Source organism: Paenibacillus sp. FSL H3-0333 (genome assembly GCF_038002805.1).
In the GTDB taxonomy this organism is placed as follows: Bacteria; Bacillota; Bacilli; order Paenibacillales; family Paenibacillaceae; genus Paenibacillus_AQ; species Paenibacillus_AQ silagei.
The window spans coordinates 5,405,487-5,417,799 of record NZ_JBBODG010000001.1 but is presented as its reverse complement, the minus strand read 5'-3'; the positions used below and the strand labels follow the sequence as shown (position 1 = coordinate 5,417,799).

Below are 12,313 nucleotides of genomic sequence, written 5' to 3'. Positions count from 1 at the left end.
CATGACCTGTTAAAATCGTTGAAATCGGGAAGAGAGACAACACCTCTGGCCATGGACCATAAAACAGTTAAGACTGACCGTGATTTGGCCATTATTGGTATATCAGTCCAACTGCCTTTCGCTTCCAGTCTGCAGGAGCTGGCCAAAGTTCTCCATGAACGAAGGGACTGCATTGGAACATTGAGCGGGCAGCGAATGCTGGATACCGTAGAATTCCTCGGAATTAATGGGGTGAAGCCCGAAGACTACACTATAAATGAGGCAGCATATCTGGAGGACATTGCTGCCTTCGATTATCCGTTCTTTAGAATTACGGCGAAGGAAGCCGAACTGATGGACCCGGCCCAGCGGTTGTTTCTTCAAGCAGCCTGCCATGCGTTCGAAGAAGCTGGCTATACACAAAAAATGCTCAAAAATAGCCATACTGGCGTATTTGTCGGTTACCCTGCTTCCACAGGCTACTACGAGAGGGTACGCAAGCTGGAGCCTGAGATGAGTGTACTCGCAGGCCCAGGCAACATCGCATCGGTGCTTGCGAGCCGTGTATCTTATTTTTACGATCTGTCGGGACCTTGCCTGAGTATTGATACGGCCTGCTCATCGTCCCTGGTTGCTCTGCACGAAGCATGCCGCTCCCTGCGCAGCGGGGAATGTACGATGGCGCTGGTTGGCGGAATTAATCTGCTGACCCAGCCAGTCCGGCTGAAACAGGAGGCGCTTCCGGATATCGCATCCGGCGATTACAGAGCCAAGACCTTCAGCGATACTGCAGATGGGACAGGACAAGGAGAAGGCTGCATTATTACCATCATTAAGCCGCTTCGCGACGCACTGCGGGACAAGGACCATATCCATGCCTTGATTAAAGGAAGTGCTTGTAACAATGATGGTTCTTCCATCGGAATCACTGCTCCCAGCCCGAAAGCGCAGGAAGAGGTGATTGTCAGTGCGTTGAAGGATGCAGGAGTGAATGCTGATTCAATTTCCTATATAGAAGCGCACGGTACGGGTACGAAGCTTGGAGATCCAATTGAGGTCCAGGCGGTCACAGAGGCATTCGGCAGGCACACCAAGCGCAAACAATTTTGTGGGATTGGTTCAATTAAAACGAATTATGGCCATTTAGATTCGGCGGCGGGTTTACTTGGGCTGGCCAAGGCGATTGTCTCTCTAAAGAACCGGAAGCTGTATCCGAATTTGCATTTTCATGAAGCGAATTCACAAATTGATTTTGTGGGCAGCCCGGTCTTTGTCGTGGGTGAAGAACAGAATTGGGACATTGATACAGGGAGGCCCAGACGCTGCGGGGTAAGTGCATTTGGCCTGAGCGGTACGAACTGTCATGTCATTCTTGAAGAGTATGCCGGATCAGAGGGCGCATGGATTGGAGCAGAGAAAGTAGAAATCCTGCCCCTGTCCGCAAAAACACAACCGGCACTGGAAGCGCTGGTTGCGCGATATGCGGCGTTTCTGAGAGAAGGTCCTGATCTGCCATTGGCCCAAATCTGCTGCACAGCTCAAAAACACAGGGCACACTACGCCAAACGAGTGGCCGTATGCGGGAAAACGGCAGCAGAAATGGTGCGAAAGTTAGATGTTATATTGCTGGAGGGAAGTGCAATAAGGGAACACTCTCCGCTCTCCCTTATTGCGGATTATGCACAGCCGTTGCATACCGCGAAAGCGTATATGACGGGTGTGGAAGTCGATTGGACGGCAGCTGGTAATACATGGTCAGGCGTTACGGCCAGTCTGCCGGCTTATCCATTTGACCGGAAACGCTGTTGGCTGCGGTCAGACTTAGGAGAAGATACGGAGTCTTCTTCCATAGAGGTGAAGGTTATGGTGGAACAAGCAGCTCCGGCTGCCAGTAACTTACATTCAGTGGTATTGAAAGATTTACAGCACTTTATTGCTTCGCTATTCGATGCTGATCCTGCGGATATCAACGAGAATGCGGGATTGTTCGAACTTGGCATTGATTCTATTTCCATTGTCCAGCTTAAACAGAAAATTAAAAACAGCTACAGCTTGGATATCGCACCTGAAATTTTGTTTGGAGAACTGGACACCTTAGCCAAGATTAGTAGGCATATTCAGCAGTCCGTTCCGGAATTTCAGCTACCTGCTGCTGCCGCAGCGGAGGACAGCCACCCGGCCCAGACCGTGGACACTCCTTCGCAGGTAAAGCCACAGTCTGGGGAAAGGCCTGATTCGAACAAGGTGCCAATGCAAGACCAGTCTGGAAGTGTTCTTGAAAGACTTATACAAGGACAGCTGGAGGTTATGACACAGCAGCTCTGGCTTATGGGAGCGCGCACAACTGGAGCCGTCCTTCCTGTGTCCCCGGTAGCGCTCTTGGATAAGACGACTGCAGCCTCTGAGCCAGTAGTCCGAACCAATTATGCATCACCGGCACCGGCACCGGATCGGCTGCAGCAGAAGTTTATGGTCAAATTCAGTACACCGCTGCAGCCCCGGCAGGAAACTGAGCTCGCTGAGCTTATTGGCCGGTATGAAAAGCGGACAGCGGGTTCAAAACGGCTGGTACAGCAGTATCGCGGAGTATGGGCCAATGGAAGAATGATACAGGGCTTTAGCAAACCATGGAAGGAACTGATCTATCCGATTTTTGCTTCTGCAGCGAAGGGATCACGGATGACGGATGTGGATCATAACGAATACATTGATTTTGCCATGGGCTTCGGTGCCAATCTATTTGGGTATAATGACCCGCGTATCTCCCGGGCGCTAGGCGCTTGTTTGGAGGACGGGGTTGTTCTCGGTTCTCTGGTCTCTTCTCCCGGAGAGGTTGCTGAGCTGCTGCATGAAATTACCGGTGTGGAAAGGGTCGCTTTCTGCAATTCTGGCACTGAAGCTGTTATGAATGCGCTGCGGGTAGCTAGGGCAACGACCGGTAAGAACAAAGTTGCGCTTTTTGCAGATTCCTTTCATGGGACATTTGACGGTATTTATGTCAGGCGAGACATATCCGGTGAAGCAGGACAGGCAGCTCCACTCAGCTTAGGAACGCCTGAAGCTATGGTTCAGGATGTACTGGTTCTGGAGTATCTGGATAATTCAGCTTTGAACGCAATCAGAGAACACGCTTCGGAGCTGGCAGCAGTCCTGGTTGAACCTGTACAAAGCCGCAATCCTGGCGTAGACCCGGGGGTCTTCTTACAGCAGCTGCGTGCTCTGACATCAGAACTGGGAATCGCCCTGATTTTTGATGAGATTATTACAGGATTCCGTATTCATCCTGGCGGAGCACAGGCATACTTCGATGTTGAGGCAGATCTGGTCACGTACGGTAAAATTATCGGCGGCGGAATGCCGATCGGAGTATTCGCGGGTAAAGCTGCTTATATGGATCGGGTAGACGGCGGAAAATGGCAATATGGCGACGATTCTGCTCCCAGCAACTTTCTGGCACATACCGGGGGGACATTCTGTCATCATCCGGTCTCAATGGCAGCGGCAAAGGAAGTTCTGACGATAATCAAGTCCGATGCAGACCGCATCTATCCGGAGCTTAACCGCAGGACGCGACAACTGGCCGAAGGGTTGAACGCCTTCTTCACAGCAGGCGGGATTCCGCTGCGGATCGCGCAATTTGGCTCCCTTTTTATATTTCAGGTGGAGCAGGAAACCTCAGTGCTGCGATTTCTTTACTACATGCTGATCGAGAAAGGGTTCTATTTATGGGAGGGAGGAACTTGTTTTCTGTCTACTGCGCATACGAGTGAAGAGGTCGCTGGCTTCGCCCATGCCGTTATGGAAAGCTGCCGCGAATTGAGCGAACGGGGTTGCTTTAATTTCACTCTGCCGGAGCAGAATTTAACCGTCGGGGGAATTTCAGAAGCATTTTTTCATTCCCAGCCAGCCAAGGTAGCGATGACAGAGAACCAGATTCGTTTTTGGCTGACCTATATAGGTAATAAACGGAGAGCGCAAGCTTTTATGGAAAGAACAATCGTGCCTTTACACGGTGATTTTAATCAGCGATGGGTGGAATCGGCGTTTCGGCAGGCTGTTAACCGCCATGAAATTCTGCGGACTGTACGAATTGAGAACGAAACGATGTTCATCTCAGAACATGTGGACACTGTTCTTGAGTTCAGGGATATCTCCGGCGAGGCTGGACAACATGCCGCCAAGTCAGAGTCCATATTAATAGAGGCGATGGAAAAGGATTTTGATTATGACGCAGGAGGACCGCTGATTCGTGCCCTGCTGATCCGTGAATCGGAGGAACGGCACATACTGGCGGTCATGGCCTCCCCTCTGATCATGGACGGATGGTCTATGGATATCTTTATAAATGATTTTTCGGCCATCTATGCCCATTTATCACAGGGCATTCCACTGTCGCTCCCCGTAGCTGGCAGATTCAGCGATTATGTTCAGCTTCTTGCGGCATACAACGAAAGCAAGGAGGCAGACGAAGCCATTGAATTCTGGAGTGCAGAAGCCCGGAGACCGGCTGAAGCGCTAGACTTGTCGGTTAATCCTTTTGGGGAATCGAGAACTTCCCTCACTGTGTTCGGAGAGGTCTGCTGCCTGGTGGACGGGGCACTGAAAGAAAGACTGGGACAGCTATCCAAACAATGCAATACAACGCTGTTTACAATACTTTTCGAGGCCTACGCACTGCTTTTGTACGGTGTGACGGGGCAGTCCTGTTTCGTTATTGGAGTCCCCTTTTCCGGGCAGTTGAACATGGAAGTAGAGCAACTTGTCGGTCATTGTGTCTCAACTTTACCTGTAGTAGTCCAGGTGAATCCAGGTTCGACAATAGGTGAATTCTTGAACGGGATTAAGAAGCAGATCATGCTTGTCTCGCGCCATCAGGTCTTCTCCCATCACCGGCTGATGGAAGAAGTGAGCGCTACGCAGTCCGAATATTTGCTGCCTGGAATAACAGCAGCGTTCAACCTGGAGCGCAGCAGCACAGCCGCAGGGCCGGATACGGAAGAAACAGAGCGGCCGATTGCTTTTTCAGGGCCTTCAGGGAAATATGAATTGTTCCTGGACGCTTCGGACAGAGGGGAGAATATCATGCTGGCATTATCTTATAATGCCTCACGGATACCGCATATTTTTGCGCAGCGTTGGTTGGAGTACTATATGGAACTACTGCAAGAACTGCCTGGTGCCATGGAACGGAATGTTGCTGATTTCATTGATGAGCGGGGTGAGAATAGTTATGCTGCATCCATTGGTTAGCCGGGATGAGAGTACAGTCCATGAGTTTCAGCTAAACTGCCTTGAGCAAGAAGTATCCAGGCTACGGACGTTCCTGCTGCAGGAGGACCTCCCTGAAAGGGCAGTTCTAGGAATTTGTACCGCTTCTCCCCTGTTTGCCGCCTGTTGCATGGAAGCTGCGGTTAAGTCGGGGTGGAGTTATGTTTATTGCCGCCCTTGCTTGTCCTCTGAGGATGTAAAGGCAATAGTAACTAGTTATTCGATCTCCATTATGTTTACGGACCGTAACGATCTTGAAGGAGTGCGTTGTTTCAATCCTGAGAAAGACGGGAGAGATGCGCAAGCGGGTTACCAGTCTCAGCAAAGTGCAATTCCTGGAGCGGCTGTCCGCTTAACCGGCAAAGGCACGGAATGGCGGATGAACGGGCGGGAGCAGGAGCTTTATTACAGTGCATTATCGGCAGCATTGCAATTGCGGGTGGGCGAGAATATGGTTGTGGCGGTCAAAGGGCTCAACCCTGAAACGGTATGCGACCTAGTTATCGCTTTCATCCGAGCGGGGAGACAGGCGGCTCTCTCTATTCAGCCCACTCTTGACCTTGAAGGAATCAGCGCAAATACGACGATAGTGGCTCATGAGCGGATCTGGCGGACTATGCTGAGAACCGGGGTGGAGCAGGATAAAAGTAATTTACGTGTGTTTGCTATAGGAGCGCATTCCATGCTCAATCGAACCCTGGACCTGTATAGAGAAAATTTTGTGAATGGTCTCTGCGGATTTTTTCTATCTGCCCGGGGCGAACCGTTTATTTTGGCTTACCAAAATAGCTATGAGGAAGTTTTGCCCTTTGACGGGCAATATGAGCTTGTACCGGCAGGTAAACCGCTGCCCCCCGGGAACTGCATCCTCTTGAATGAAAGGCAACACCGCCCTTGGGCCGGTGCCGTGGGAACACTGTATACTCACTGGAATCATTCCTATTCCATAACAGATTGTCAAGGTTTCTACGATCCTGAGGGGAGCCTGTATATTCGCAGCGCTTCGGCTGATCTTCAAAAAGCAGACCCGGGCTTACTTGAAGAAATACTCAGCTTTCTGCCGGAACTGCGGGAGGTGCGTATGGAGATTGGCGGAGGAACGCTGGTTTGTCTGGCGATTGCCGAACCTTCGGCTGGTTGCGATGAAACAACTGTAAGAAAAAAAATCAAGGATGAGCTGCCGTTACAGCTGCAGCCCGGGACGATTAATCTTATCGCCCCCGGCGATGGGGCAAATGCCGGCCGGAATACCGGAGAGGCACAGATGGGACATGCGCTTGCTGAAAAATGGTGGCTGCCTACGGATAAGGCGGACAGTTCCATGCGCTATGAAGCCATTGGCAGGTCGGTCATGGAGGTGCTTAATAGAACGAATTTGGACTTTGATGATAATTTTTTTGATATGGGACTTGATTCAATTTCGGCGATGCGGCTGGCTGTACGGCTGCGCAAGGAAGGATTTCAGGCGGACATCAGATGCATTTTCACTGCACCTACGGTCAGGTCATTGTCACTGGCACTTAGCCGGAAAGGACTGGATGAGATTTTTGAGGACAAACATGTTGTCCTCAAGGAAAGATACGTGGAAGAGAGTCTCGCATTAATTCGAAGCGAGAAAGACCGCAAATATGGCAAAGATATGCTGGATTCCGGTCCCGGAATTGAAGCGATTTATCCGCTAACACCGATGCAGCAGGTGATTCTCGCTCAGAACCTGAACTACCGGAATACGGGGCTTGATGTTGTTATTATGGAATATCGGCTGAACGGACGCTTACAACCGGTATTTTTTGAAGCCGCTCTAAAGGAAACGATAAGGAGACATCCCGTCTTGCGCTCGGGATTTTTGTGGAGGCGGCTGAGCCATCCCCTCCAAGTTGTATATCAAGATCCCGAATTTAAGCTGGAGCAGGAGAATTTGCTGGAGCTCGCCCCGGAGTTCCGGGAGGAACGATACCGGAGCAGACTGGCAGAAGTACGGACAACGGGGTTCAACATTGCTGAACCTCCGCTTCTTCGTGCACTATTGTTTGCATCTGCTCCGCAGGAATGGATATTTGCGCTGGTATGTCAAAGCTCGTTGTTTGATGGCTGGAGCTCCAACCTGATTTTTAACGATGTTATCCGTATTTATTCGGCATTTGTGCATGGGGAGGAAACCAGGCTGAATCCGGCGGAGCCATTCATCTGTTATGCGAAGTGGCTCGAGGCTCAGGATGTCGAAGCAGCCAGATCTTATTGGGTCAAGGAGTTAAGCAGCTGGGTCCCGCCTATATCCCGGCCTCCCGTTCAAATGCGCAGCCATTATGAACCGGAAGAAATAATAGCGGATTTAAGTGCCGAAGTGCTGCAGCATATTCAATCTTTTAAAGAAAGGAACCGCATTACCGCCCATACCATCCTTCTTGGAGCCTGGGCTATGCTGCAGGCTGAGATGGCGGAGAACAGTGATGTTCTGATATCGATGATCGTTTCTGGACGACCAGAATCATTGGATGATGCGGATAGCATTGTGGGTCTTTTTTCAAATACAGTGCTGCTACGTGTTGCAAATGGCACGCTGGGGGATATTGACGAAAGACTGTCCTGGCTGAGCATGATTCAGGAAAAAGTGACCCGGCAAAAGCCTTATGAGTATCAGACGCTCCAGCAAATTGCCGAGTGGTGCAAACTGCCCGTTGAGAGTCTGCAGCAGGCTGTATACACCGGGGCATTCGTCTATCTTAACTTTCCGATGGATATTACAGAGAGTATGGGGGAGGATCTATCGTTCATACCGCTTTCAGAAGCAGGATATGTAAGTGCCCCATTTAGAATGTACGTGCATCCGATTAATAATCACAAACTGATTTTAAGATATGATGGCTATTACTTTAAGAAGCCGCAGGCTGAACAGTGGCTGAGCCGTTATGCAGATATTGTTAAACAACTGGTATACCCGCCCCAAGGAGGAAGAGAGCATGAATGAAACAGAAATCAAAGTCGTACGCATTCTCAAAGAAAATACCGGAAATCAAGCCATGGATGACGCTGAAGTGCTGCATAAAAATTTCAGGGAATTAGGGATCAATTCACTGAACTTCATCAGAGTAGTGGTAGCTATTGAAGAAGAGTTTGATGTTGTGTTTGAAGATAATCAGATGAATTATGAACTGTTCGGCAGTGTGAAGGACATTGTTTCATTAATCCGCAAGGAAGTGTGATCATACTATCCATTGTTTGAAAAAGGAGAAGATCAAATGATAATGACAAAGCAGGACATAGATGTGGAATTAACCCAAATCATAAATGACCTTATTTCTGATGGAACGCTGAGCGGTGATTATAACGAAATCAATTTTGATTGGCAAACCGATAGCCTTTTTAATTCATTAACTTATATCAAGCTTCTGGTCAGTCTGGAAAAAGCCTTTGATATCGAGTTTGAGGATGAAGATCTGAGCTACCAGAAATATTCAACCTTACGGGAATTGAGAGAGCGGATTTATGTCGTAGTGCAATTGGACCGATCATAAAGGAATTATGAATCCATCTAAAGGGGAACAGAAAATGAATGGAATGATTTCAACTTCACTGGCATTCGCTACTGCCGGAGGCCAGGAAGTCCGAATACTTGAACTTACGGAAGAATCCGTCACATTGGAATGTGCAGAACCTATCGACGGGCCGGCAAGCTGTGTAATCGACATTATTGATTTTTCTACCCGGAAGTATACGACATTCGAGTTTTCAGACTGTCCAGTTACCGTCATAGAGGAGCTTACTTTTTCGTATGTATGCCGGATTGAGCTACCTCCGTTAATCTCCGGGAACCAAGCTATCTTTGTTTCGCGGGTAGAACGGCTTAATCATTTCCTGCAGCTGAGGGAAGTACATGGCGACATCGCCAAAATCAGAAGCTCCGGTTTCTTTGAAGAAGAGAACCTCCCGCTCTATCCCTTGGAGCAAGACAGAGAATTCTGGGCTTCCTATGTGGATCAAGCTGCAGACTGGAAAGAGAAGGTGCAGAATCTGCAGACTGGAGAGAATTCAGCTTCATGGAGGAGCCTGCTTTCTTCAGCCGAGCTCGCTTTTAATATTAACGACGATAAAATTTTTGGTAAATGCCTCGAGACTTCCATTCTTGAAGTGATACAAGAGAACATGGACAAGTTTGAACTGAGCACTGCCGGCATCTCGCACATGGACTTTAAGAGGGTGTATATCGGCAACGAATTCTGTCCGAATCGTATTCCTGAATTGGATAAAATGATAGCCTTGATGGACCGTGCCAGTGAAGAAGGATTCAAGGTTACGGTGGTAATCTCTTATATGTACGACGATCAGAGGGAGCGCATGATAAGGATGTTCGATGCCTTGTCCGGCTGGTGCGAACAGAATAAGACTCAGCTTGAGGTGATCATCAATGACTGGGGGGAATTGATGATTCTCCGCGAATATCCGTTACTTGTCCCTGTGCTTGGGCGGCTTTTGAACAAGCGGAAGAAGGATACGAGAACTAAATGGTGGTGGGGATTCGAAGAATTCCGTAAGGAACTGGGAGAGAATGCACTGAACAGCGACTTTTTTCGTGAGTATTTGGCCCAATGGGGAATGTCCAGATATGAATACGAATGCAACCAGACGGATGTAAGCATTCCAGAAGGAGGGCACAGCCTGCATTTTCCGTTCTTCCAGATCAATACTGCAACCTTTTGCCACTTAAATGCTTACTGCAAGCTGGGCAAACTCGATTATGTGGGAGCATGTCCCCAATATTGTTCCGAACTATTATTCCAGTTCCCCAAACATTTGAATATGATCGGCAATGGCAATACAGTATTTGGCCTCGATCTTTCGCTGATCAGCGATGCAGAGAGCTGGGCTCCTGCGCTTAAGGACAAGGTTGACCGCCTTGTCTATTCTGCAGTTTGACGGTTTCACAACAATCTATGAATGCGGGGGAAATAAGATGAACATTGTAACGCCATTAACGAATGCTGAGTCATATGAGACACTTGCGGAAGCGGGAGCAGATGAATTTTACTGCGGGTATGTACCAGGGGAATGGCTTAAAAAGTACTCAAGCCTGCTTCCCTTTAACCGCAGAGAATATCTGCTCGGCAATCATAATATTACTAACCTCAGCTCCATGAAGATTCTCGGAAGAAAAGTTGAGTATTACGGAATTCCAGTCAAGATTACGATGAATTCCCATTATTATTTAGCCAGACAGTATGATGAGGTGGTTGAACACATCCGGCGGCTGATGGATATCGGGTTCAATACCTTCATTCTGGCCGATCTTAGTTTTGTGCTCTATTTGCGGGAACAGGGAGTTGACTGCCAGATTCATATCAGTGGAGAAGTTGAAACTTATAACAGGGAGACTGTGCAGTTCGTAAATCAAGCTAAGGTGTCCCGGATTGTATTCCCGCGGAAAATTAATTTGGGCAATATCCGCAGTGTCATTGAAGGCAGCGGGATTGCAGACATGGAGTACGAGGCTTTCTTCCTAAATGCATTTTGTCTTTATTCCGGAGCTTTTTGCAACGGAACACATTGTGATGAAATGTCGCCGGTATGTGAAATACCGATGGTGCCGGGCCGGTTTGAAGACAATGGCCGGTTCAAACGTGCAGAAAGCTATCTGCATAAAATGACGGGGATTCAAAACAAGCTTCACAGCAGGGAGGCAGAGCAAAGCAAGCCCGCTTCAGCCGGGCATGAGGTGGGAAACTGGGGCTGCGGTATGTGCCGGATCAAGGAGCTGGAATCCATTGGGGTCACTCATCTGAAGGTTGTGGGCCGCGGCGGAGCGCTGGAGAATCTGGCAGAGGATATCCGTATAGCTAAATCTGCGCTCCAAATGAACACAGAGCAGCCTGAGCGCCAGGAAGCCGAGATACGGCAAGAATTAGGGTACCGCTGCAGCTATCTTTGCTATTACCCAAGTGGACTGCCGCATGAGGACAATGAGACTAGACCTGAATCTGTAACATCCAAGTGAACAGTGCCGGCATAGAGCGGACAGGAGGAGCTATGCAGTATATACCTGGAAACGGCGACCAGACCATTTCTGGTATTAAGCCATTTAATGAGTTTTATTTTTTGAACTGCTTCTACAGTGCATTATTTCCGGTAATGATTGCGCGGGGAAGTAATGTGATTAACCTTCTGGTCAATAGTCCGCTGATCTATAGCTGGGAAGGATGCACAGAGCATCGCTTCCTGTCTGCCGACTGCTGCCATGTGCAGGAATTAGAGGCAGTTCTGCTGAATGAAGGGATCGATGTGGAAGCGTATGGGATAACTAACCGATTCACATATGATCTGACAAAAGCGCTATGCCGCGGCAGGGCAGTTATTGTAAATGTCGATTGCTTCTACGAGCCTATCCGGCAGGATTGCTACCAAACGATGCATTGGCATCATTCGCTGCTGGCCTACGGCTTGAATTCTGAGACCGGAATGGTACAGATTCTTGAGCAAAGCAGATCCGATGTATTGGATTACCGGGAAACATCAATCGCTCTGGAGGATTTGAGCTGTATGTATGAGGGGTATCTTCAGCATCTCCATAAGCCGGACAAGCTGTCGTTCCATAGTTTTGGGGCGACGGCTTCGTCCCGGCCGCTTAAGGATATCGCAGCAGCCAGAGTGCAATATGTGCGAAGTCTTCAGGTTGCAAGGCCAGAGATTTCAGAAGGTCTCTCCGGTCTGCGCGGGTTCATTGACAGCTATACGGCGAATTGCCGGGACGAGAAGAGGCTTTATGATACATCCGGGATCATGCTCCCGGGCTTGAATGACATTATAGAAGCTAAGCGGGCTCAGAGCTATTTGCACGGAGTGCTGTTTGAGCCGGAAGATAGCGTGCAGAGGCTGCAACAGGATATTTTGGACTTGTGGAAAACTATCCGTGCAATAATCGCAAGATACCAGTTCTCAGGCCGCTATCGCCAGGCTTCCATTCTTGGCGCAGTTTCTTCTTTAGAACGGGTCTATGAACTGGAGTTGGTGTACTATAAGCGTTTTTGGGAGAATGGTACATATGCTGAAAGCTTGAATTATGGAGGTGAATGAA

General features: G+C 48.9%; 7 protein-coding genes and 1 pseudogene. All 8 read left to right on the top strand.

Going from position 1 to position 12,313, the window contains the following annotated elements; genetic code table 11:
• Positions 1 to 51 precede the first annotated feature (51 nt).
• Positions 52 to 771: pseudogene (locus MHH78_RS33975) on the top strand (beta-ketoacyl [acyl carrier protein] synthase domain-containing protein); the annotation flags it as partial.
• 87 nt (positions 772 to 858) lie between these two features.
• Positions 859 to 5,229, top strand: a complete 4,371-nt coding sequence (locus MHH78_RS24170; protein WP_341169072.1) for an aminotransferase class III-fold pyridoxal phosphate-dependent enzyme — start codon at positions 859 to 861, stop codon at positions 5,227 to 5,229.
• Positions 5,210 to 8,215, top strand: coding sequence for a condensation domain-containing protein (locus MHH78_RS24165; protein ID WP_341169071.1), 3,006 nt, complete (start codon positions 5,210 to 5,212; stop codon positions 8,213 to 8,215). Before MHH78_RS24170 ends, MHH78_RS24165 begins: the two co-directional genes overlap by 20 nt.
• Positions 8,208 to 8,450, top strand: coding sequence for an acyl carrier protein (locus MHH78_RS24160; RefSeq protein WP_341169070.1), 243 nt, complete (start codon positions 8,208 to 8,210; stop codon positions 8,448 to 8,450). Before MHH78_RS24165 ends, MHH78_RS24160 begins: the two co-directional genes overlap by 8 nt.
• A 36-nt stretch (positions 8,451 to 8,486) precedes the next feature.
• Positions 8,487 to 8,762 carry a phosphopantetheine-binding protein gene (locus MHH78_RS24155; protein ID WP_341169069.1) on the top strand — a complete coding sequence of 92 codons (276 nt, stop codon included), beginning with the start codon at positions 8,487 to 8,489 and terminating at the stop codon, positions 8,760 to 8,762.
• Between the two features lie 34 nt (positions 8,763 to 8,796).
• Entirely contained in the window at positions 8,797 to 10,161 is a 1,365-nt protein-coding gene (locus tag MHH78_RS24150; protein WP_341169068.1) for a hypothetical protein, read from the top strand.
• Positions 10,162 to 10,198: 37 nt separating this feature from the next.
• Entirely contained in the window at positions 10,199 to 11,236 is a 1,038-nt protein-coding gene (locus MHH78_RS24145) for a U32 family peptidase (RefSeq protein WP_341169067.1), read from the top strand.
• A gap of 32 nt (positions 11,237 to 11,268) precedes the next feature.
• A complete protein-coding gene (locus MHH78_RS24140) occupies positions 11,269 to 12,312 on the top strand; it encodes a hypothetical protein (RefSeq protein ID WP_341169066.1) in 1,044 nt (347 codons plus the stop codon).
• Position 12,313: the final 1 nt, after the last annotated feature.